The sequence below is a fragment of the Streptomyces sp. NPDC020875 genome, assembly GCF_040641415.1.
GTDB lineage: Bacteria > Actinomycetota > Actinomycetes > Streptomycetales > Streptomycetaceae > Streptomyces.
This window is the reverse complement of record NZ_JBFADP010000009.1, coordinates 137,588-160,521: the sequence shown is the minus strand read 5'-3', so window position 1 is coordinate 160,521 and position 22,934 is coordinate 137,588. Positions and strand designations below refer to the sequence as shown.

Below are 22,934 nucleotides of genomic sequence, written 5' to 3'. Positions count from 1 at the left end.
GCGCCCTCGGACACCCGATCCGGCGACGGACGGCACCGCCCCACGACGACCAGAGCGATCGTCGTGGGCATCGGACCGCCCAGGCCGGACCGGGTACACGAGGACGTGAGGAAACCCGCCCCCGCGTACCCGGACCACGGACACGATCCGTGCACCCGGACGCGGAGCGAACACGGGCAACCAGGACACCCAAAACCGTTCGGGATGTCCGCAGTGCACAGGAATGAGTCCAAGACTCACTCCTGCTCACTGACTAGGAACGGTCGTACGGTGCTGACGAGGTGGGTACGCGAGTTATGGGCGGGCGGCATCCGGCCGGGACGCCGCCCGGTGTCCGGCGGGTGGCGGGGGCCGGAGGTCGTGGCGTCTCCGGACGGGTCGTCAGCCGCGGGCCGTGACCCGGGTGAACGGGCCGGGTACGGAGGTGACCTCCTGCCAGGTGCCCTGCTGGACGATCCGGCCGCCGTCGAGTACGGCGATCCGGTCGGCGTGCCGGATGGTCGCCGGACGGTGCGCGATCAGCAGGGTCGTACAGCGCGGCAGGGCCGTCAGGACCTCCGTGTCGCCGACGCCGTCGAGCTGGGCGGTGGTCTCGTCCAGGACCAGTACCCGGGGCCGGGTGAGCAGGGCGCGGGCCAGGGCGACCCGGGCCCGCTGGCCGCCGGAGAGGGTGGCGCCCCGCTCGCCGACCAGGGTGTCGTAGCCGTCGGGAAGTCCGGCCGCCACCCGGTCGACGCCGGTGGCCCGGGCGACCTCGCGGACCGCCCGGTCGTCGGTGTCGGGGGCGGCGAGCCGCAGATTCTCCATCAGGGTGCCGTGGAACAGGGGGGTGTCCTGGCCGACGACGGCGACGGTCCGCCGCAGTTCGGCGTCGGCGACGGAGCGCAGATCGACGGCGGTGCCGTCGGCGCCGACGAGTTCGATCCGTCCGGCGGCCGGGTCCCAATAGCGGGCCAGCAGATGGGCGCAGGTCGACTTGCCCGCGCCGGACGCCCCGGTGAGCGCCAGCCGCGTCCCTGCGGGCACCCGCAGATCGACGCCGGTGAGCACGGGCCGGTCGCCGTAGTCGGCGTGGACCCGGTGGAACCGGACGGACAGCGGCCCCTCGGGGACGGGCCGGGGCTCGGCGGGCGGCGGGGCGAGCGCCGGGGCCCGTACCGCGTCGCCGACCCGGGCGGCGGCGGCCCGCAGTCCGCTCGCCTGACCGGCGGCGGCGGTGGCGTCGGCGACGGGTGCGAGGGTGCCGAGGGCGAGTGCGAGGGCGGCCGGGGCCCAGGCACCGGCGATGCCGTATCCGGCGACGGCGGCGACCCCCACGACGGCGCAGGTCACCAGCAGATCGCGGGCCGCCGCCGAGTGGGCCTCCCGGCTCTGTTCGGCGAGCTGGGCCCGGCCCAGGGCGTGGCCGTCCTCCGTCAGTCGCTCCCGGCCGTGTCCCAGGGCGCCGAAGGCGAGCAGTTCGCGCAGCCCGTCGACGGTCTCGACGGTCCGGGCCGAGAGCCGGGCGGCGGCCCGGCGGGTGACGGCGGCCCGGCGGGCCCTGGTCCGGCCGTCCAGCAGCGGCAGCAGGACGAGCAGGGCGGCGGCGATGAACACCGGTGGCAGCAGGCCCGGTTCGACGATTCCGAGCGCCACCGCGCCCGCGCCGAACACGGTCCCGGCGGCGGCGAACTGGGCCACGGCGTGGGCGTAGAAGAATTCCAGCGCCTCGACGTCGGCGAGGGCGGCGGAGGCCAGATCGCCGCTCTCCCGGCCTTCGACGCGGGCGGGCGCGCTCCGGGCGAGCCCGTCGAAGACCCGGATCCGCAGTTCGGCCAGGACCCGGTAGGCGAGATCGTGCGAGAGGTCCATCTCCCACCAGGTGACGACCGCCCGTACGGCCACCAGGCCGCCGAGCGCGCCGATGACGGCGGGCCCGGGCGCGGTGCCCGCCACGACGGCGGTGCCGACGGTGTGCGCGGCGAGGACGACGAGGGTCACGAGCGCGGCCTGGGAGAGCAGGGCGGCGAGGAACGTCCGTACGGTGGCGCCGCGATGGGCGAGGAGTACGGGCAGCAGCGCCCGCAGGGCACCGGCGGGCGGCGTCCCGGCCTCGTATCCGGGTCCGCCGGGTCCGGGGCCGGTGGGACGGGGTCCGCCGGGACGGGGGCCGAGTGCGGGGCCGTCGTTTTCGGGGCCGTCGGTGGCGGGGTCGGTTCGGTGGGGGGCCGGTTGTGCGGTCGTCATGGTGTCAGTTCTCCTACTCGCGCTTCGGTGGTCCCGGGCGCGACCGTGGCCGCCGCCGCCAGGCGGGTGTACAGACCGCCTTCGGCCAGCAGGGTTTCGTGGTCGCCGATCGCGTCGACCCGGCCGCCGTCGAGGACGACGATGCGGTCGGCGTCGCGTACGGACGCCAGCCGGTGGGCGACGACCAGCCGGGTCCGGCCGTCGGCGGCCCGGGTCAGGGCGCGGACGACGGCGGCTTCGGCTCGTTCGTCGACGGCGCTGGTCGCCTCGTCGAGTACGAGGACGGGGGCGTCGGCCAGCAGGGCCCTGGCCAGGGCGACCCGTTGGCGCTGGCCGCCGGAGAGGGTGGCGCCGCGCTCCCCGAGGCGGGTCCGGTAGCCGTCGGGAAGGGCGAGGATCTCGTCGTGGACGCCCGCCACCCGCGCGGCGGACCAGAGTTCGGCGTCGGTGGCGCCGGGGCGGGCCAGCCGCAGGTTGTCCGCGACGGAGGTGGGGAAGAGGTACGTCTCCTGGGAGACCACGGCGATGCCCTGCCGCAGCGCCGCCAGGGTGTGGGTGCCGAGGGGGACGCCGTCGGCGGTGATCCGGCCGTGGGCGGGGTCGGCGTACCGCAGCAGCAGTCCGACGAGGGTCGACTTGCCCGCGCCGGACGGTCCGACGACGGCGGTGGTACGTCCGGCGGGCGCAGTGAAGGTGACTCCGTCCAGGGCGGGGCTCCCGGCGCCGGGGTGGGTGTAGTGGACGTCCTCGAACCGGATCTCGGGGGCCTTCGGCCACGGTTCGGTGCGGGTACCGGTGTCGGGTACGCCGCCTTCGGCGGTCCGCAGCCGGGCGATGCCGTCGGCGGCGGAGGTCCCGAGGTATCCGGCGTGCCATTCGCGGGCCAGGTCGCGGACGGGCCGGAAGCATTCGGAGGCCAGCATCAGCAGCAGATAGGTGCCGGTCCCGGTGGTCGTGCCCGCCGTCGCGGACCAGCAGGCGACGAGGACGGCGGCGACCGTGCCGCCCTGGACGGCCAGATCGGTGATCCCGGTGTCGACGAGGGAGACCCGGAGTTTGGCGACGGTGGCCCGGTGCAGCCGGTCGGAGTGTTCGGCGAGCCGGGCCCTGGTGCGTCCGGTGGCCCCGGTGGACCGCAGGGCCGCCATGCCCTGGAGGGCCTCCAGATAGTCGGCGGCAAGGGCTTCGTAGGCGCCCCAGTGCTGCCGGCCGCGCCGTTCCAGCAGCCGGTCCCACCAGCGGGGGGCGAACAGGGCGACGACGAGCGCGGGGGCGAGTACGGCGACGGCCGGGGGGTGGACGGCGGCGACGGCGGCCAGGACGAGCGGCGGCAGGAGGCAGGTGACGGCCAGTTGGGGCAGATAGCGGGAGACATAAGCGTCGACGCCCTCGACGCCGTCCACGATGACGGCGCGGAGCGCCCCGGCGCGTTCGGCGCCGTCCCGGGCGGGCCCGGTGGTGCCGAGCCGGGTCAGCAGTTCGTCCCGGAGCCCGACCCGTACGGCCGCTCCGGCGGTGACGGCGGCCCGGCGCTGCCGGACGGTGAGCAGGGCGCGGAGGAGTACGGCGGCCACGACGCCCGCGAGGAGGGCGGGCAGTGGTCCGGTGTCGCCGCGGGCGGCGGCGGCGAGGGCGACCGCGAGCAGCGCGGCCTGGGCGAGCTGGGTCAGGGCTGCGGCGGCGAGCAGCGCCGTGGCCCGGGTGAGGGGGCGGCGGGCGGTGCGGGCGGCGCGCAGCAACTCCGGATGGAGCATCATGCGACGGGTTCTCCTCGGTCGTCGGGGCAGGGCCGGGCCCCGGCGGTCCGGGGCGGGAGTGGGGCGGGGGCGCCGGAGGGGCGCGGAGCCGGTGGCGGGTCAGGCCGTGGTCGTCCGTCGCGGTCTGCCGGACCGGGCGCGGGCGGGCCGGTTCCGGGGCGCGGTGCCGAAGGCCAGTCCGTGGACGATCCAGCGTCGTCCGGCGGGGCCGCCGAGTGCGGCGCCGAGGTCGGCCCGCTGCCAGGCGCCGACGGGACGGGCGGGCAGTCCGAGGGCGGTGGCGGCTAGTTGGGCGTGGCCGACGCCGTAGCCGGCCCGGAGGTGGTCGGCCCGGATCCGGGCAGGCGCGGCGGCCGTCGGGCAGCCGACGGCGAGGAGGACGGCGCCGGTCCCGGCGAGCCAGCCCTGTCCGGCGGCCCACCGGGCGAGGGTGTCGAGTACGGGTCCGGTGGCCTCGGTCCGCAGTCCGCCGGGCGCGTCGGTGAGCAGGGCGGGGCGGGTGCCGCCGACGGCCAGCCACCAGTCGGGCCCGCCGGGCGCGGCGGACCTGGCGGCGGTCAGGACCCGGCGGAGCAGCCGGTCCGGGGGGCGTCCCGCGGTGGCGAGGACGTCGACCGGGGCGCTTCTGCGGGCCTCGATCACGGGGCGGGCCGCGCGGCGGCGCGCGGTGTACCAGGTGCCGGTCCCCCGGCCGGACGACGCGAGGAGGCGCAGGATCCGCCGGGCGTCGGCGATATCGGGATGCGGGGCGGGGCTCGGGGCGCCGGTCGCCGTCGGCGGGCCCTCGGGAGGGTCTTCGAGTTCGCCGTGCGGGGTGAGCCGGACGACGGCCAGCGGTATCTCGTCGGGGCCGGTGCCGGGGCGGCCGGGGCGGGGCAGGGACCGGGGCGCCGGGTCGAGGCAGTAGCCGGGCGCGCCCGCGGCGACGAGCGCGGCGACGGCGTGCCCGGTGTCGAGGAGGGTCAGCGGCCAGGCCCGGTGCCGGTAGTGGGAGACGGTCCGTTCGGGTACGGCGCCGAGGATCGCGAAGGCGCCGTACGGTGCCGGTCCGGTGAGCGGTCCGACGGGGTGCAGCCGGTGGGCGGCGGGGTCGTACGCGTAGTGCCCGGCGGGCAGTCCGGCGCCGGTTCCGGCCAGCAGCCGTACGGAGACGGGGTGCAGGGCCCCGGCGGAGGCGGCGGGCCGCAGCCGCCCGCCCGCGACGGAGTGCCGGAGTACGGGGTCGAGCGCGTCGGGCACGGGGAGGCCGTCGTCGGGGCGGGCCGGGGCGGGGGCCCGGTACGGCAGATCGGGCCCCGGCCGCCGGGCCGACCGGGCGGCGGCGAGCGCGGCGGCCACGGTCGGCCCCGCGGCCCCGCGCCGTCCGGCCGCCCGGTCCGGGGCGCGCGCGGGGCCGGGGGCGGGGTCGTGATCGGGGCCGGAGGCGGAGTCGCGCCGACCCGGGGCCGGGGTGTCCGGCGGGGCGGGGCGCGGCGTACGCGTACGAGCGGGGCCCCCGCCCGGGTCCTGAACCTGTGCGAGGCCCGGACGGGACGCGTCGGCGCGGCCCTGATCCGGGTCCGGGTCCGGCGGGGCCGTCCGTCCCGGGTCCGGTACGGCCGTATCGCCCGGCTGCCGTACCGGACGGGAACACGGCGCACCGGTGCCTCCCGAATCCGTTCCACCGGGCGGTTCCTGACCTCCTGTCGGGGCGGGGGACGGCGTGCCGTCGTACCGCCGACCGGGCTGACCGCCCGGCTCCCGGCCCGGCTCCCGGCCCGGTCCCGGGTCGCCGCCCGGCGCGGCCGTACGGTCCGGATCCGGCCCCGGCCCGGCCGGAGACGGGGCCGATATGTCCGCCGGGGCCCGGCGGGAGCGCGGCAGGGCGCGGACCGCCGGGTGGCCGGGAACGCAGTGGCCTTCGGTGGCCCGGGGGGATTCGGTGGGCATCGGGTCCGGCCTCACATGTGCGGCGGCGGGACGAGGGTGAAGTCCGCCGGGCTCGTGGGGCGCCGGGCGCGCCAGCCGCGGGCGACGGCCGCTTCGGCGAGCCGGGGGCTGCCGAAGTAGCCGAAGGCGGCGGGCGCGTTGGGGATCAGTCCGGGGACGAGGACGCGGGCGACCCGCAGTTCGGTCCTGGCGACGTCCTCGGTGGTGAGGTCGGTGACGAGGACGGGGTGGCCGCCCGCGGCGAGCCGGGCGTCGAGGAGGGACCGGTCGCCGGGGCGGAGCGCGGAGACGGGGACGGTGCCCTGCGCGGGGTGGGTGAAGCGGCGGGCGAGCGGCGCGGTCCTGGGGTCGAGCCAGACCTGGACATGGGCGCCGAGGTCGCGGACGGCCGCGAAGTCCTCGCCGCAGTCGTCGAGGTAGCGGCGGTCGGCGCGGTGGTCGAGGTAGAGGCCGCGGGCGAGGAGTCCGGCATCGACGGCCTGGAAGACCCAGCCGTCGGGGTCGGTGGTGCCCTGGGTGAAGACCCAGGTGTGGACGGCTTCGAGGACGGCCTTGCGGACGGCTTCGGCGGGGTCGAACCGGCAGGCGAATCCGGCGGCGTACAGGCCCCGTACGGGGTCGTGGGCGAGGGCGGCGGCGCAGGGCGCGAACTCGGACGGCAGCTCTACCGCGGTGATCTCCAGGGCGCAGCCCGCGAGGTCGTCGGCGAGGCCGGGTACGGAGTCGAGGTCGATACCGCGGGTGGGCCCGTCGAGGTGCCACCACAGTTCCAGCGCGTCGCGTTCGACGACTTCCAGCAGGGCCCGTTCGACGGCGTCGTCGAGGCCGCGTCCGGTGGCGATGCCCGCGTAGTTGAGGTGGTGGGTGCGGGGCAGTTCGCGCAGGGGTCCCTGGCGCCAGTTGAGATGGCTGAGGGAGACGGGTACCCACCAGGGGTCGCCGTCGGGGTCGCCCGCTTCGGTGGCCCGGGTCCACAGGGCGGGGGTGTCGGGGGTGAGGCGCCGGTAGGGGAAGCCGGGGCGGTCGTACTGCCAGTCGGCGTAGGCGGGTACGGCGCCGGGCCCGTACACCCGGTGGCCTTCGGCGGTGAGTTCGGCGGCGGTGGCGCGGCGGGGGGCGTCGGGATGGCCGGGCAGCGGGACCCGGTTGCCGCAGTAGCGTTCCACGGCTTCGGCGACGGCGGCGATCCGGGCGCCTTCGGGGTCGGCGAAGGTGGTGCCGAGGGCGACCCGGTCGGCGGGCCAGGCGCCGAGCCTGCGGGCGTCGGCGACGTTCGCGGTGACGGCGGTGTAGCGGGGCGGCGCCCCGGCCGGGTGGGGTACGGGGGCGACGTCGCGGACGATGCCGCAGACGGGGTCCACCAGATGCTCCAGGGGAAGCGGCGCGGGCGGCGGGGCGGCGGGCCCGGTCGCCGGGGCGGCCGTGGTGGTCATGCGGATATCTCCTCGGAGAGGTCGGGTCGGGTGCCGTCGGGGCGGGGCCGGGCGACGGGCAGCAGCAGGGCGCAGCCGTCGGCGCGCAGGGCCCGGCGGGACGGCAGGAGCCGGGTCGCGGTGACGGGGTCCTGTCCGGTGTGGGGGTTGCGGGCGTGGGCGGGGAAGTGGTGTCCGGCGATCTCGGTCCGCAGCCGGGTGCCGCGCGGGATGACGCGGGCGAGTGGGCCGAGGGGGACGGTGACGGTGGACCGGGTGCCGGGCGGCCGGGCGGTTCTGGCGCTGCCGACGGCGACGGGTTCGGCCCGGCCCGAGGGGTCGACGGCGACGATCCGGACGAACCAGTCGGCGGCCGGGGTGTCGGCGGTGCCGCGCAGTTCGGCGCTGGCGTTCCCCAGGAGGTGGAGGTCGTGGGTCAGTGGCGCGGTGACGAACAGGGCGCGGTCGGCGCGGCCGGGGTCGGCACGCAGATCGTCGGAGCGTACGGGGTGCTCGGGGTCGGCGCGGAAGTCGGCGCCGTACAGCAGTGTGCCGTCGAGGGGCCCGCCGGTGAGGGGGATCCGGCGGGCCGGGGTGTCCGTGACGGCGGTCGCGGGGTACCAGTACGGGGTCCCGGCGACGGCGACGGCCCCGGTCCGGCCCTCGGGCGGCCGTCCGGCGCAGACGGCCCGCGCCCAGGCGACGGTCAGGGCGCCGAGGTCGACCCGGTGTTCGGGGCGGGCGCCGGGGCCGGGGTCGCGGGTCAGCCGGTGTCCCCAGGGGCCGAGGACGAGCCGGGCGGGGCCGCCCCAGGCGCGCCACAGGGCGATGGTGTCGGCGGCGAAGGGGTCGTGGGTGCCGCCGATGGCGAGCAGGGGCGTACGAGCGCCGGGGGCGCGGCGGACGACGAGGTCGGCGCGCGCCGATCCCCAGATGCCCGGCCACGACGGCAGGGTGCGGCCGAGTCTGACGGGCAGTTCGGCGACCGGGAGATGGCGCAGCAGGTCCGGGTCGTGGCCGAGGCGCCGGTCGAGGGCGTCGGGGTCGGAGTCGGCGCGGTCGCCGTGCGCGGCCCACCAGCCGGCCCGGCCGAGGAGGCGTTCGACGCCGGAGGGGTCGCGGGCGGTCTCGGCGGTGCCGAGGGCGGGGACGGCGGCGACGACCGCGTCGGGCGGTGCCTCGGCGCCGCCGGGGGTGTTCGGGTCGCCGATGACGGTGACCAGGGCGCAGTAGGCGGCGTAGGAGGATCCGGCGGCGACGATCCGGCCGTCGCTCCAGGCGCGTTCGCGGATCCAGCGGAGGGTCGCGGCGCCGTCGGCGGCCTCGTGCGCGTAGGGCCGCCACCGGCCTCCGGAGCCGTACCGGCCGCGGACGTCCTGGACGATCGCGGCGAAGCCGCGCGCGGCCCAGGCACGGGCCTCGCCCCGGTGGGCGCGGCGGCCGTAGGGGGTGCGGATGACGACGGCGGGGTACGGGCCCTCGGCGGGGCCGGGCGGCGGCAGGTGGACGTCGGTGGCGAGGGGGACGCCGTCGGCGGTGACCCGTACGGTACGGGTCACCGCGGGTTCCCCGGCTCGCCGGGCGGGCCCGGGAACGGGGCGCACGGCGGCACCGGCAGGACGGGGTGGCGGGTGGTGCCGAGATCGCGCAGATCGACACCGCGCAGCACGGGCGGTACGGGATCGGGGCCGGGCCGGGCGGCGGCCAGCAGGTCGTGGACGAGGAGGGCGGCCGTATGGGCCGCGGTCACCTCGGTGTGCCGGGGGCCGGTGTCGGCGGTCCGGGATCCGGCCCAGTAGGCGGCGAGTTCGCGGTGGGCGGGGGTGGCGGCGAGCCGGCGGAGCCGGATGTCGGCGGCGGTGACGCCGTACGGGCCCCGGGCCGTCGGCTCGATCCAGGCCCGGGCGCCCTCGCGGTGGCAGCGCGCCCACAGCGCGCCGTCGCGGGAGAGCCGGTCGGCCGGGTCCCACAGGCCGGGCGGGACGGGGCCGTCGAGACACCAGACGACCGCGGTACGGGTCACGGCCCCGGTGGCGCGTTCGGTGAGCCGGCCGGGTGCGACGGGCTCGGGGGCGGCGCCCGCGGTACGGAGCAGCCGGGCGACGGGCCGGGTCAGGACCGGGTCGCCCAGCAGGAGTACGGCCGTTCCGGCCAGGGGGGCCGCGGTCCCCGGCGGGGGTACGGAGTCGGGGGCGCGGGTGGCGTATCCGGCCTCCTCGAAGGCGGCGACGAGCCGGTCCGTACCGGGATCGGGCTCCTGCTCCGGCTCCGGGTCCGGGACGGCGGCATCGGGGGCGGGGTCGGGGTCCGGTCCGGCGCCGAGGCGCCGGAGGAGGGACCGCGGCGGTACGTCACCGGTGTCGACCCGGAGGAAGGTGCCGTCGGGGGTGCGCAGGGCGAGACCCCGGCCGGGCACGGTGACCAGGGCGGTCCCGGCGGAGAGACGGGGGGTGTTCACGGGCGTACTCCTCAACTCGTCGGCGCGGTCCGCCGGGTCGGGCGGGGTCGATACCGGGTGTTCTCGACGGCCCCGTTCCCGGGCGGCGCGCGGACGGCCGACGGCGCGGCCGTGGTGCGGCAGGGAGTTCGGCCCGTCGGGGCGGACCCCTGCGGACGAGTCCGGGGACGACGGAACGCGGTGGTCGGTGGCGGGTGTTCGGGCGGGACCGGGGTTACGGGACCCGGCGGTCCGGGGTCGTGGCGCTGCGGCGTCTTCGGACCCGGCGGGCCCCGCCGGGGCTCGTGGCCGTACGGGCCCGTCGGGCCGTGGCGCGGGGCCCGGCAGCGGAGACCGCGACCACCGGCGGGCCCGGTGAGGCCGGTGTGTCGGCGGGGCCGGTGGGCCGCCCGCACGCGGGGAAGCGCTGTTGCGGGCGGCCCGGCGCATCGGCGATCCGGGGCGGGGGTCGCCCGGTCACGCTCGGGGATCGGTGACCGGACGACCCGCCGTCACCGGTTACTTCGCGGTGTCCGCCTCGGTGCCCGCGACCGCCGCGGCCTCCGCGCCGTCCTCGAACGGGTTGTCGACGAGGGCGTTGGAGTGGGTGGCGGACTGGTGGGCGAGCTGGCCCGGGTCGGCGATCGGGGCGAACACCTTGTACTGGTCCACGGTGTGGAGTCCTCTCCTGAATGGGCGTGCCCGCGGTCGCGAACACACCATCACCTTAATGAATATGATTTTCATTCCGCAATAGGCTGTGGGCCGTTCACGGGGTGATCCGGGTAACAGACGGGCCAGCCGCCCTCCGGATCCGTACCGACCCGGCCCACGACACCGAGGACTTCGGCGAGCAGCCGGGGCGTGACGACCTCGGCGGGCGGGCCGTCGGCCGCGACGACGCCGTCCCGCAGGGCGACGACACGTCCGGCGAACCGGGCGGCCTGCCCCAGGTCGTGCAGGACCATCAGCACGGTCAGATCCCGCTCGCGGCGGAGCCGGTCCACGGTCGACAGCACCTCCAGCTGGTGGCGGAGGTCGAGATAGGTCGTCGGCTCGTCGAGCAGCAGGACCCGGGTGTCCTGGGCCAGCGCCATGGCGAGTCTGACCCGCTGGCGTTCACCGCCCGACAGGGACTCCACGGGACGATCGGCCCAGCCGTCGACCCCGACATCCGCCATCGCCCGGGCGGCGACCGCGTCGTCACCGCCCCGCAGCATCCCCAGCGGCCCCCGCTCCGCGTAGCGCCCCTGGGCCACGAGTTGGCGTACCGTCATACCCGAGACGGGCGGCGCCGACTGGTGCAGCAGGGCCACCTTGCGGGCCGAGGCGCGGCGCGAGAGCCGGGCGAGATCGTCGCCGTCGAGCCGGATTTGGCCGCGCGAGGGCCGCAGCAGTCCGGCGCAGAGCCGGAGCAGAGTGCTCTTGCCGCAGCCGTTGAGCCCGATCAGGGCCACCGACTCCCCGGCGGACACGGTCAGATCGACACCTCGGAGCACTTCGCGGCCGGGGTAGCCGAAGTGGACACCGTCCACCCGGACCACCGGCGTACCCGGGGGGCCATCGGCCGGAGGAACAGCGGTCCGGCCGGTCACGCTCCCGACGGCCTTCCCGGCCGCCGAATCGGGCGCTGTATCGGACGCCGGGCCGGGATCCGGGGTGGTCCCGGGGTCGTCGGACACGGGGCCGACCGCCGGATCGGACGCCGAACCGATCGGCTCGCCGATCGCCGTACGAGGCCCCGCCTGAGGCACGGGATCTGCCCCCCGGGCGTCCGCCGGAGCGCCCTCCGCGTCGAATGCCGGACCGATCGCCGGGGCGGACGCCGCGCGGGCCGCGGGGTCGGGCGCCGGATCGGGCGCCGTGTCGGCCACCCAGTCGGACGCCCCGTCAACGCCCGGGTCGGCCGCCGCACGGGATGCCGCCTCTCCCGGTTCCGGTGCCGCCGCCGCTCGCGGGGCGGTCGCGTCCCTCGTCATGTCGTGCCCCTCGTCATGTCGTGTCCTCTCGGATCCGGCGGGCCGCGATCAGCAGCAGTGCCGCGCCCGCGCAGGTGGTGAGCGCCCCGGTCGGCACGCTCAGCCGGTCCGCCCCCAGGGCGTCGGTCAGCAGCCGCGACAGCGCCTGTGCGGTGGCGTCGGCCCCGGCGACCACGACGGCCCCGGTGAGCGCCGCCCCCGGCAGGGCCGTCCGCAGATCGGCGCCGTACAGCGCGAAGGCCAGATGCGGTACGAGCAGCCCGACGAAGCCCAGCGCCCCGACGGTGGCCACGGCCCCCGCGGTCAGGGCGACCGCGCAGACCAGGGCCGCCAGCCGGACCCGGCCCGTACGCAGCCCCTGCGCCGCGGCCTGCTCGTCGCCGCATCGCAGCAGCGTCAGCGGCGCGGCCAGCGCCCAGGCGGCGAGGAGCCAGCAGAGCGCCCAGGGCCACAGCAGGTTCCAGTGCTGCCACACCCGGCCCTCGGTGGAGCCGACCAGCCACTGCACGACGCTGCCGAGTTCGCCGGGGGCGACCAGCAGCACCATGGCGGTCGCCCCCGACAGGACGGCGGAGACCAGGACTCCGTAGACGGCGGCGTCGAAGGGGTCGGCTCGGTCCCGTCCCGCGAGCAGCCACAGCAGTCCGGCCCCGGTGAATCCGCCGATCACGGCGGCGACCACCACGGCGCCCGGCGACTGCCAGCCCGCCAGCCCGGCACCGGAGGCGATGACCGCGCCGAGTACGGCGCCCGGGGCGACCCCGGTGACCTCGGGGCCCGCGAGCGGATTGCGCAGCGCCGACTGGAGCACGATGCCCGCGACGCCGAGGCTGGCGCCCGCGACCAGTGCCACCAGGGCGCGGGGCAGCCGGAGTTCGAGCACGATATGGCGGGCGAGCGGGGTGCCGTCGCCCCGCAGGACCTCCCACACCCCGGCCGGGCCGAGGGCCCGTCCGGCGATCAGACCGGCGCAGCCCGCGGCGACCAGCAGGGCGGCCATCAGCGGCAGCCGTCTCATCCGGCACCTCCCAAACGGGTCCGGGGGACGCCGTCGGCACCGTGCCGTCCGGCCGCGGCCCCGGCGGCTCCGGGACCCGAGCCGCCGTCACGCGCGGCGGGCGGCCCCGAACTCGCTCCCCCGTCGCGCCCGGCGGGCGGATCACCGCCGCGTCCGTCCCCCGCACCGGCCGGCGAACCGGGTTTCGCGGCACCGCCGCCGTCGGCCGGTACGGTCCGGCGGCGCCGGAGCAGCAGTACGCCCGCGGGGACCCCGAGCAGCGCGGTCCACGCGCCGACCGGGGTCTCGACGGGCGCGAGGGCGAGCCGGGCGGGCAGATCCGCCCAGGCCACCACGAGCGCGCCCCAGACGGCGGACCAGGGCAGCCACCGTACGGCGTCACCGCCGGGCGCCAGTCGCCGGGCGATGTGCGGGGCGAGGAAGCCGACCCAGGCCACCGGCCCGCAGACCGCGACGACGGGCGCGATCAGCACCACGGCGACGGCCAGCGCGGCGGCCCGCGCCCGGTGTACCCGTACCCCCAGGGCACGGGCGTCGTCGTCGCCGAGCCGGAGCACCGACAGCACCGGGGCGCAGAGCACCAGCGCCGGTACGGCGACCAGCAGCCACGGCCCGAGTCCGGTGACGTCGTCCCAGGTCCGGGCGGAGAGGCTGCCGAGGAGATAGCGGTGGATCAGCTGGAGGTCCAACTGGTCGGCGAGGACCATCAGGACCAGCAGCGCCGACTGGAGCGCGGCGGCGACGGCCGCCCCGCAGAGCAGTACGGCGGACGGTCCCCGGGCGGCACCGGCGGCCAGCAGGGTGAGCGCCCCGCCGAGGGCGGCGCCCCCGATGGCGAGGAACGGCTGGACCGCCAGGGGTACGGAGACGGCGAGGACGAGCGGGGCGGCGACCCCGAGGGCGGCGCCGGAGGAGACGCCGAGGAGTTCCGGTACGGCGAGCGGATTGCGCAGCGCCTCCTGGAGGACGAGACCGGCGGCGCCCAGGCAGGCGCCCGCGACGAGCGCGAGCACCAGCCGGGGCAGCCGCAGTTCGGTCACCACGAACGAGTCGGCGAATCCGGCCGGGGCCACCACGGGTGTCCCCAGGGCGAGTCCGGCGCAGACGGCCGCCGCCAGCGCGCCCGCCGCGACGGCGGTACGCCGGATCACCGCAGCTTCGCCGTCGCTTCGTCCAGCACGATCCCCAGCGACCGGGTGCCCCGGCCCTTCGCCCAGACCTCGGCGTCGACCTCGTGGACCCGCCCGTCGCGGACGGCGGGGATCCGGGACCACAGGGGGTTCTCGGCCAGCTTCCGCGACAGGGACTCCTTCGGGGAGCCGCCGAAGGAGAGCGTCTCGACGAAGAGGACGTCGACCTCGCGGGCGAGGATCTCCTCCAGGCTATAACTGCCCTCCACGCCGCGGCTCTTCCACGGGTAGCGGGAGAGCTTGGGGAAGAGTCCGGCCGTGACGTCGGTGCCGGGGGTGGCGACGCCGAAGTTCTCGTCGCTGCCGAAGACGATCAGGCTGGTCAGGTCGCTCCGGTTCCGTTCGGCCGACGCCAGCTTCTGCCGGAAGGCGCCCTCGGCCCGTTCGCCCTGTTCGGTACGGCCGGTGAGCGCGGCCAGATCCCGCAGGTACCGGACGCTGTCCTGCCAGTCGCCCGGCTGGACCGGCCAGAAGACGGTGGCGCCCTTCAGGGCGGGGGCGAGCTTGCCGTGGGTGTCCTCCAGGCCGATCACCAGATCGGGTTCATGGCCGAGGATCGCCTCGGTCTCGGGGCTCAGGAAGCCGCCGGGGACCACCGGGATCCGGGCGGCCCGCTCCTTGCCGAGGAAGCGGGGGTGGGCGAGCAGCGACGCGTTGGTGGCGACGGGCTCCATCCCCAGTTCGGTCAGCATGTCGTCGCAGAGTGCCACCAGGCAGACCACCCGCCGCGGCGGTTCGGGTGTGGTGACCTTCACTCCGTGGACGTCGGTGACGGTGCGCGCCGCCGTGATCGGCGCCACCCGTACGTCCGTGGCCGCGCCCGCTCCCCCGGCGCCGCCGTCTCCCTCCTTCGCGTCGTCGCCGGTGGTCCCGCATCCGGCCAGCAGGGCGCCCGCCAGTGCGGCGGCGGCCAGTCCGCGCAGTACCGGGACGCGGCGGCCGTGGGTACGCAACTGCACGATCCCTCCCCTTTTCTTCATTTCTCTGTGGATTCTTCCGATGTCGATGGGCCGCGGATCTCGTTCGTCCGGGCGTCGGTCGCTTGCGCGCGCCACCTCGGGCGACGCACGATACGAGCCACATGATAATCATTTTCAGTAGCCATCTCGCCCCTCCCCCGAGGATTCCCCCGAGGAGCCGCCCGTGTCCCCGCCCTCAGCCCGTGCGCCCCGACTGCTCGTCGCCGACCATGTCGCCGGTGACATAGGGGTGTTCGCGCTCCCCGACGGCGCCCGGACGGCCCGGCTGCCGGGCCGGTACCCGTCCGAGCACGCCGGTTTCCTCGCCCTGCCCGGGGGCTGGACGGCCTTCGTCGACGACCGGGCGGGCGAACTGGTGGTCCTGGATCCCTACGGCCCCGGGCGCGGCCGGCCTCCGGTGGTGGCCACCGTGCCGGTGGCGATACCCGCCGAGCACCTGGCCGCCGATCCGTCGGGGCGGCTCTTCGCGGTCACCACCGGACTCGGCCACGCCGAAGCGCCGTGGAGCGATCTGCTCACGGCGGTGGATCTGCACGCGGACGGCGGGCCCCGCGCGGTCCGGGTCCGCACCGGCGGTCCCGGGGAGCCCGGGGTGCTGCTCGTCCCGCCGCCGGAATCCCTGAAACCGGACACCCCGGACCCGGCCGACACGACGGTGGTACTGCGCCGGCGGGAGCCCGGGGCGCTCTCCTCGTACCGCTGGGGCGATCTGCTGGCGGCGCCCGCGGGCTGTCCCGCCGTGGCACCGCGCCGGGAACTGCCGCTCCCCGGCGACGGGCACGGCGACGCCTACGACCCGGCCACCGGCCGCCTGTTCGCCGCCACCGGTCCGGGCGTCCACCGGGCCCGGACGACCCCCGGCGGGCTCGTCGCCGAACCCCCGCTGCCCTGGGGCGGTCCGGGCCGGGGCTACTACCTGCGGCTCGACCCGGTACGCCGTACCCTCTGGTCCGGTGTCCGCGGCGGCCCGGCCGATCCGCGCCGCTGGCCCGAGTGGACCAACTGCGCCTGGTGGTACGGGCTGGACTCGGGGCGCTCCGGCCGGATCCCGCTCGGCCCGGGGCTGATGTTCCGATTCGCCGTCGCGGCCCGGCACATCGCCTTCGCCCGGGTCCACCCCGACGGCGACGAACTGGTCCTGGTCGACCCGGCGGCCGGTACGGTCACCGCCCGGGTGCCGCTGCCCCCGATGTCCGGCGCGCCCCGGCCCGGCGGAACCCCCTGGGACGGGGTCCAGCGGCGCGCGGTGGCCGCGTCCCCCGGACACGACCTGGTCGCGGTCAGCCGGGGCGGCCACGGCGAGGTCCATCTGGTCGACACCACGACGGGGACGCTCTTCCGCACCCTGACCCTGCCGACCCCGCTCGACGAGGGCGGACGGCTCGCCATGACGGCCCCCGACGACGGCGCCGAGGCCGATCCGGTGGGCCGCTGACGGGAAGCCGGCCCCGGACGCGGCGGCCCGCGGCTGGTCGCGGCCCGGGCCCCCGTCCGGGCGTCAGTGCCGTACCGGCCGCCCGCTCAGCCGCTCGTGTCGAGCAGGAGTCGCGCGGCGACCGCGGCCCCGTCGGTCCGGATCTCCGCGGCCACGGCCTCGGCGAGCGCGCGGGTGACGGGGTCCAGCGCCGTCGCCAGCGCCGCCGACAGGGAGTCGGCGGTCGGTACCGGTCCGCCGTGGTCGACGCCGATACCCAGCTCGGCCACCCGGCCCGCCCAGTACGGCTGGTCCGCCGCCTGGGGCAGCACCACCTGTGGCACACCGGACCGGGTGGCCGCCGCCGTCGTACCCGCCCCGCCGTGGTGGACGACGGCGGCCGTCAGGGGGAACAGCGCCCCCTGGTCGACCTCGCCGACGACGAAGCAGTCGTCCCGGTCGTCCAGCGCCTCCAGATCCGCCCAGCCCCGGGCCATCACCACCCGGCGGCCGTGGGCCCGGACGGCCGCCAGGGCGGCCCGGGTGACGTCGGCCGCCGCGAAGACCGGCATACTGCCGAAGCCCACGTACACCGGTGGCGGACCGGCCGCCAGGAACGCCAGCAGCTCCGACGGGAGCCGACGGATGCCGGGCACGAACCACGCCCCGGTCTGGACGACGTCGAAGTCCGGGTCCGTGAACCCGGGGGCCCGCCGCCACGGGTCCAGGACCGGATCCGTGGCGAGCCACGGCCGACGGCCCGTCACATAGCCGCGCACGTCGTCGACCGGCGGCAGACCGGCCGCCGTCCGGCTGGTGCCGAGCGCCGCCGCGAACAACTCGTTGTTGATCCCGGCGTCCAGCCGCCACAGCGCGCCGTTGTCCGTGGCCCCCGGCGGAAAGGGGTGGCCCGGGTACGCCAGCGGCGCGCGGTCCGGCGACGGGAGGGTGAGCTGCTGGAAGGTCACGGACACCGACCGGATACCCAGCAGCTCGGCCACCGACAGCGCACCGGCCGCGGCGGGCATCATGCCGGTCGCCACCAGCACATCGCAGCCTTCGGCCGCGGCGGCGACGGTCTCGAACTGGTCGGCGATCACCTCGGCGGCCCGTTCGGGCAGCGCCGACGGCGGCGGCGCCGACCTCGTCAGCACCCGGGCCGGGACACCGACCGGTACCAGCGCCACCCCGACATCGGCCAGCCGCCGCTCGAAGTCCCCGTCCGGCGGCGCGCACACCCGCACCTCGGCGCCGAGCCTCCGTAACTCCGCCGCCAGCCCGGCCAGCGGCTCGACATCCCCACGCGACCCGTAGGTCGACAAAAGCACACGCACGTCGTACGTCTCCCGAAATCGTGGATTCCCGGCCGTATCCCGGCCCGGGCCGACGATTCTGCGGCACCACGGGGGGCTTGCCGCAATGCCCCCGGCCCGCTATACGTTGAGCACGGAACGAGGTGGCTCCCCCTCGGCGTCCTCGGCGCGCGGTGCCGACGCCGGTGCCGGTTCAGCGCAGGCCGAGACAGGCCAGCCAGCTCCGGGAGCCGCCGTGACCGGCCGTCAGCAGGGCGGCGAGGACCCCGGTCGACCCGCCCAGCAGGCCGTGGTGCCACCGCTCCGGGTCGTCCAACTCCGCCAGCCCCCGCTCCAGATGCCGCAGCAGCCGGGCGCGCAGGGTGGCGGCGGCGGAGAGCCGGGCGTGCCGGGCGAAGGCGTCGGCGACGGCGAGTACCCCGGCCGCGCCGTGGCAGAGCCCCAGCCGGTCGCCGGGCAGTTCGCCGAAGAGGTGGAAGTCCTCGTCGTAGCGGTCGGCGAGCCCGGTGAAGGCTTCGGCCGCCCAGGCCGCCGTCTCGTGGTCGCCGACGGCGTCGGCGGCGTCCCAGACCGCCCAGCCGACCCCGGGGTTGCCGTAGCACCACGCCTGCCGGGCGCGGGCGCCGGGCGGCGGCGGGGTGTCCAGTCCGGCGCCGTCCCAGCTGCGGATGGAGCGGGCGTCGTCGAAGGACTGCCGGACCAGCCACGGCACGGCGCGGCCCAGGGCACAGGTCAGCTCCGGGTCGGGTCCGGACCTGCGGACGGCGGCGGTGAGGGCGGTGACCAGACCGGCGACTCCATGGCCCATCCCGGTGTTGATCCGGCCGTGCAGCCAGGCCAGGTTGGGGTCGTCGGCGTAGGGGCCGGTACGGAGCCGGGGCAGTTCGGGCTCGTCGCAGAGCGCGGCGAGATGGCGGGCGATGGGGGCGGCCCGCTCGGGCGGCGCCGGGGAGGCCGCGTAGAGGGCGAGCAGGGTGCCCGCGGGGCCGCTGATGAGGTCGTAGTCGGTGAGGGCGACGCCCTCGGTACGCCAGGGGCGGCGCTCGGCACCGGTCAGCAGATGGTCCCGGAGCCGGTCGGCGAGGCGGTGCAGCGGCGGATGGAGCCGGGCCGCGTGGTGCACTCCGACGAGGGACCCGGCGAGCCCGCCGTCGTAGAGGGCGTGATGGGAGGGGCCCCGGCCGACGGTGCGGGACCATTCGGCGGTGGCGCGGTGCGCGGCGGTCGCGGCGGCGGCCGTCCCGGTGTCGGCGACGAGGGCGGCGAGTACCGGGACACCGGGGTCGCAGACGCCGGTGTCGTCGGCCCGGTAGCCGGCCAGCAGCCGTACGGCCCGGTCGAGGGCGTGCGATGAGTCGAGGGGGACGGAGGTGTCGCGGGGGGTGGGCGGCATGGGTCTCTCTCCGGGGTCCGCGGCGGGTCTCGTCGGGCCCGGGCCGGGAGGCACCGGGCGGGGCCGTCCGGCCGGACCGTACGGCCCGGTCGTCGCCCGTCGGTGCCCGTTATCGCTGGGCGGCGTCCGGCGCCGCCCGGCCCCGTCGCCCGACGTGGCCGGCCGGTTCCCCGGCCGGTCCGCGCGGCACGCCGGGTGCGGACCGCGCGGGTGAGCTGCCCGGCGCGTGACCGGGCAGCTCGGTCGGTCCGTATGTCAGCAGATGCCGACGACGGCCGTGCAGATCAGCAGGGTGCAGATGCCGATGGTCATCGGGGCGTTGGCCTCGACGGTGCCCTCGGTGGTGACGCGCTCGTCGAGCTGGTCGATGAGCTGGTCCAGGTCGGTCATGTCGACGGCGATGGTCTCGGTCAGTTCGGCGACGGGCATGGGAACTCCTGCTTTCTTCCGGCCCGGGGTCTCCGGGCTCCTTCTTCCTGTTGGGTGGTGACCGTCCCGGTGGCCGCGGCGCCGGAGGCGGGCGGACCGGGAACGCCGGGGGCGAGCGCGGCGGCGGCGAGCGCCGCCAGCTCGTCGGGGTCCCGTACGGGGACGACGGTGAGCTGGAGTTGTCCGGCGACGGCGGCGCCGTGGTGGGCCGCGTCGCGCAGGGTGAGCCGGCCGGGGCCCGGCAGCATCTCCTCGATCAGCAGCTCGTCGCCGGGTACCGCCGCGCAGAGCCGTTCGATGAGCGTCGTCGCGGACGACGCGGTCAGATCGACGGGGACGGGCTTCGCGGCGGCGGACGGCCGGACCAGGACGCAGCGGGGCAGCCGGGCGGTGCGGGTCAGCACGGCCAGGGCCCGGGCCCTGGCGAGATCACCGGCCCTCGGCGGCCACAGCCGGGCCCGCGGTACGCGCCAGGTGGCGGGGGCGATCACGAGATCGCCGCCGACGGTGAGCCGTGGGGTCCTGGCGATCCCGGCGGACTCCGGGAAGGCGTGGGCCGGTCCGCCGAGTTGGACGGCGGCCGTCGCGGCCGGGTGGCCCGCGCGCAGCAGCAGCGCGGCGAGGGTGTCGTACGGCGGCGCGGGGACCCGGGTGGCGTGGTGGACCGGGAGCACCCGGACCCCGTCCGCCTCGGCGATCACCCGGGGGCCGGGCGCGCCGTCGGGTCCCGGCGGGCGGCGCAGGGTGATCCGGCCGAGCGGGAGATAGCGCTGCGGCGGGCCGCCGGGGGCGCAGTACGCCGGATGGTTGGGGTCGCCGGTCCACCAACCGGTGGTGACGGGCCGTCGGACGGCGTTGGCGGCCCGTTCGCCCGCCGGGGGGAGCAGCAACTCCACGAACCGGGCGCCGGAGTGGCGCTCGACGGCGGCGAGGAAGGCGCGGTACGCGTCGACGGCGTCGTGGCGGCCGTGCAGGGTGCGCAGGGCCTCGGCGAACCGGGCGTCGAGGACATGGGCGGCGGACGCGGTCTCCAGGACGGCGACGGGTCCGGACGGGCCCGGCAGGGGCCGCAGCAGACAGTCCAGCGGCCAGGCGGGCAGGACCTCGTCCGCCGGGGGCGCGCCGAGGGCGTCGAGGAGCGCGTGGTCGATGTCGAAGGCGTCGACGGGATCGGAGAGGCCCGCGCCGCCGTCGGATCCGGTGTCGCGGTGGTGGTCGATCCGGGCGAGCAGCCGGGCGTAGCCGGAGCCGGGGTCGTACGCCGGGTGCCAGCCCTCGTACCGGCGGACCGGTACGGCGGAGGGCGTGGCGGCGTCGGCGGCGAGCAGTTCCAGGAGCAGGGCGTCGACCGGGCGCGGCTCGGTGCCGATGGCGTCCAGAACGTGGCCGTACGGGGGTGTCGCGGCGGGGCCCGCGGCCAGGTCGGCCCTGCGGAGGGCATCGACCCGGACGGCGACGAGCAGACCGTGCCTGACCCGGTCGGCGGCGGTGGCCGGGACGGTGGCGTCGACGGTGCGGTAGGAGTCGGTGAACCAGTCGTGCGGGCGGCCGGTCCCGGCGGGGTGCGGCAGGGTGCCGGGGCGGCGGACGTCACGGGCCGCGATCCAGCCGCCGGTGATACGGCGCGGCGGCAGACAGGGCTGGAGGACCCCGAGCCGGACGAGATGGGCGACGAAGCCGCGGAGGGCGGGCGAACCGCCGGGCCCGGCGATGGCGTTCTCCAGTTCGGCGAGGGTCCGGGGGCCGGTCGCCAGGAGTCCGAGTACGGCGTTGAGGGGCGGGGTGCGGCGGACGGCGACCCGGCGGACCCGGCCGGGGTCGTCGGGGTCGGCGCCGTAGCACTGGAGCCGTCCTTCGGCGTCGGTGGTGTGCAGGGCGGCGGGTGCGACGAGGACCTCGGGATCCCGCTGCCAGGCGTCGGCGTCGGTGAGCCGGGAGCGCAGCAGATGGACGTTCTCGGCGGTGGTGGCCGCGAGGGCGCCGACGACGGCTCCGGGAGGCAGCAGGGCCGTACGCCCGTCGTTCCCCCGGCTCGCGGCGCGCACCGTCGCACCGCCCGGACGGTGTGGTTCCGGACCGGGGCGGGCGGCGGATTCGGTGGACACCCCGGGGTCGGCCCCACCGGCCGCCGGGGAATGGTTGTCGGCGCGTGCGGCGGGCTCACCCACCGGGCGCGCGGAGGGCGGTCCACCGGCCGCCGTCGGCGTCGGCGCGGTGGTCGGGGCCGGGGCGGGGCCGCGGACTCCGGGCGTTCCGGGTCCCGGAGTGCCGTCGTACGCGCCCGGAGCGGTGCCGGTGCCGCCGGGAGCACCGGCCGGAGGGGCGGCGGGGGACGGGGCGGGCTCGACCGGGATCGTGGCGATGTGGCACGCCCAGCCCCGGGGTGTGGTCTTCACGGCGGCCCGGGCGATGGCCCGCCACAGATAGCCGGACCGCTTGCGCAGCCGCTTGCCGGTCCAGGTCTCGCCCTCGGCCAGGATGCGGGCGATATCGGTGGTGAGTCCGGGGGTGGCGGTGTCGACGAAGGCCCGCAGTACGGGGCTCTCGTCGAGCAGTCGCCAGGCCAGCGCGCCCGCGCGCTCCCGTTCCGCGGCGAGTTCGCGTTCGAGGGTCGACTGGGCGGCGGTCGCCGCCCGGGTGGCGCGGAGCAGTTCACCGGCTTCCCTGGCGAGGCGTTCGGGGACGGCGGGCAGCCGGTTGAGCAGTCCGCACTCCCCCGGCCTCGGGGCCGCGCCGGAGTGCAGCCGCCTGCGCAGGGCCAGCAGGGCATGGCGTTCGGCGTCGGTGAGACCGGGGTCGGGGACGACCGCGCCGAGGGCGGCGGCGAGCGACCCGGCCCGGGCCGCGCGGCGGTCGGCGGCCTCCGCGTGGTCGGCGAGGCGTTCGGTGAGCCGGGGGTTGCCCGCGGCGGTCCACAGGGCGCACGGCACCCCGGCGATCCGGAGCAGCGCCGTCCCGTCGAGCGGCGGTACGGCCCCGGGTCCACCGGATCCGGCCCCGCCTTCCGTTTCGTCTTCCGTTCCGTCTTCGGGCCCGGTCCCGCCGCCGGAACCCGGGCCGCCGTCGGGTCCTGGCGGTACCGGGGCCCCGTGCCCGGTGGGGGGCGTGGACGACGCGGGGGACCCGGGGTGCCGCCGCCCCGTGTCCCCCGTCCCCACCGGGCCGGGCGCGGAGTGCCCGTGTCCCTCGGACACCTCCTCGCCCTCCGGCGCGGTCCCCGCGCCGCCCGCGGGCCGGCCGGGCGCCGCGGCGTCCGTGACCCGCCCGGCCGGCGCGGTCCCCGCACCGCTCGCGGGACCGCTCCCCGTCGGCCCGGCCGCGGCCCGGTCACGGTCACAGCCCGTCGGCGCGGAGCGCCCTTCACCGGCATCCCCGTCGGGCGAAGGCACCGCCACGGCACACTCCTCCTCCGGCGCGCCGGCGCCGGTCGTCTCCTCATGAGCGGTGCCGGAAACCC

At 77.5% G+C, this 22,934-nt stretch carries 15 protein-coding genes and 2 pseudogenes; 2 read left to right on the top strand and 15 right to left on the bottom strand.

Going from position 1 to position 22,934, the window contains the following annotated elements; translation table 11 throughout:
* Positions 1–227, top strand: a pseudogene (locus AB0G74_RS07800) (IS200/IS605 family accessory protein TnpB-related protein); the annotation flags it as partial.
* 154 nt (positions 228–381) lie between these two features.
* Here AB0G74_RS07800 and AB0G74_RS07795 read toward each other — a convergent pair.
* The 11 genes and pseudogenes from AB0G74_RS07795 to AB0G74_RS07745 form a co-directional block, all read right to left on the bottom strand.
* Positions 382–2,226, bottom strand: coding sequence for an ABC transporter ATP-binding protein (locus tag AB0G74_RS07795; protein ID WP_361141788.1), 1,845 nt, complete (start codon positions 2,224–2,226; stop codon positions 382–384).
* Positions 2,223–3,983, bottom strand: a complete 1,761-nt coding sequence (locus tag AB0G74_RS07790; protein WP_361141787.1) for an ABC transporter ATP-binding protein — start codon at positions 3,981–3,983, stop codon at positions 2,223–2,225. Before AB0G74_RS07790 ends, AB0G74_RS07795 begins: the two co-directional genes overlap by 4 nt.
* A 99-nt stretch (positions 3,984–4,082) precedes the next feature.
* On the bottom strand, positions 4,083–5,321 hold the full coding sequence (locus AB0G74_RS07785; protein WP_361141785.1) for a hypothetical protein: 1,239 nt from the start codon (positions 5,319–5,321) through the stop codon (positions 4,083–4,085).
* Between the two features lie 602 nt (positions 5,322–5,923).
* Positions 5,924–7,345, bottom strand: coding sequence for a YcaO-like family protein (locus AB0G74_RS07780; protein ID WP_361141783.1), 1,422 nt, complete (start codon positions 7,343–7,345; stop codon positions 5,924–5,926).
* Positions 7,342–8,883 carry a CocE/NonD family hydrolase gene (locus AB0G74_RS07775; RefSeq protein WP_361141781.1) on the bottom strand — a complete coding sequence of 514 codons (1,542 nt, stop codon included), beginning with the start codon at positions 8,881–8,883 and terminating at the stop codon, positions 7,342–7,344. Before AB0G74_RS07775 ends, AB0G74_RS07780 begins: the two co-directional genes overlap by 4 nt.
* Complete coding sequence (locus AB0G74_RS07770) at positions 8,880–9,782, bottom strand: hypothetical protein (protein WP_361141779.1); 903 nt, start codon at positions 9,780–9,782, stop codon at positions 8,880–8,882. Before AB0G74_RS07770 ends, AB0G74_RS07775 begins: the two co-directional genes overlap by 4 nt.
* 498 nt (positions 9,783–10,280) lie before the next feature.
* Positions 10,281–10,433, bottom strand: coding sequence for a streptamidine family RiPP (gene amiA, locus AB0G74_RS07765; protein WP_361141777.1), 153 nt, complete (start codon positions 10,431–10,433; stop codon positions 10,281–10,283).
* A gap of 55 nt (positions 10,434–10,488) precedes the next feature.
* Positions 10,489–11,305 (bottom strand): annotated as a pseudogene (locus AB0G74_RS07760) (ABC transporter ATP-binding protein).
* Positions 11,306–11,753: 448 nt separating this feature from the next.
* Complete coding sequence (locus tag AB0G74_RS07755; protein ID WP_361141775.1) at positions 11,754–12,758, bottom strand: iron ABC transporter permease; 1,005 nt, start codon at positions 12,756–12,758, stop codon at positions 11,754–11,756.
* Positions 12,755–13,906 carry an iron ABC transporter permease gene (locus AB0G74_RS07750; RefSeq protein WP_361141804.1) on the bottom strand — a complete coding sequence of 384 codons (1,152 nt, stop codon included), beginning with the start codon at positions 13,904–13,906 and terminating at the stop codon, positions 12,755–12,757. The genes AB0G74_RS07755 and AB0G74_RS07750 overlap by 4 nt, the downstream gene beginning before the upstream one ends.
* Positions 13,906–14,928: an ABC transporter substrate-binding protein gene (locus tag AB0G74_RS07745; RefSeq protein WP_361141773.1), complete on the bottom strand. Its 1,023-nt coding sequence runs from the start codon at positions 14,926–14,928 to the stop codon at positions 13,906–13,908. The genes AB0G74_RS07750 and AB0G74_RS07745 overlap by 1 nt, the downstream gene beginning before the upstream one ends.
* Positions 14,929–15,091: 163 nt before the next feature.
* On the opposite strand from AB0G74_RS07745, the gene AB0G74_RS07740 reads away from it, so the two are divergent.
* On the top strand, positions 15,092–16,363 hold the full coding sequence (locus AB0G74_RS07740) for a hypothetical protein (protein WP_361141772.1): 1,272 nt from the start codon (positions 15,092–15,094) through the stop codon (positions 16,361–16,363).
* Positions 16,364–16,449: 86 nt separating this feature from the next.
* Here AB0G74_RS07740 and AB0G74_RS07735 read toward each other — a convergent pair whose 3' ends face one another.
* The 4 genes from AB0G74_RS07735 to AB0G74_RS07720 all read right to left on the bottom strand — a co-directional run bounded on the left by AB0G74_RS07735 (position 16,450) and on the right by AB0G74_RS07720 (position 22,407).
* On the bottom strand, positions 16,450–17,670 hold the full coding sequence (locus tag AB0G74_RS07735) for a glycosyltransferase (RefSeq protein WP_361141770.1): 1,221 nt from the start codon (positions 17,668–17,670) through the stop codon (positions 16,450–16,452).
* A 178-nt stretch (positions 17,671–17,848) separates the two neighbouring features.
* Positions 17,849–19,048 (bottom strand): lanthionine synthetase LanC family protein, encoded by a 1,200-nt coding sequence (locus AB0G74_RS07730; RefSeq protein WP_361141768.1) that lies wholly within the window; start codon positions 19,046–19,048, stop codon positions 17,849–17,851.
* 255 nt (positions 19,049–19,303) lie between these two features.
* The gene (locus AB0G74_RS07725; RefSeq protein ID WP_361141766.1) at positions 19,304–19,477 is read right to left on the bottom strand and encodes a hypothetical protein; all 174 of its coding nucleotides are present in this window, start codon (positions 19,475–19,477) and stop codon (positions 19,304–19,306) included.
* Positions 19,459–22,407, bottom strand: coding sequence for a lantibiotic dehydratase (locus AB0G74_RS07720; protein WP_361141764.1), 2,949 nt, complete (start codon positions 22,405–22,407; stop codon positions 19,459–19,461). The genes AB0G74_RS07725 and AB0G74_RS07720 overlap by 19 nt, the downstream gene beginning before the upstream one ends.
* Positions 22,408–22,934 lie beyond the last annotated feature (527 nt).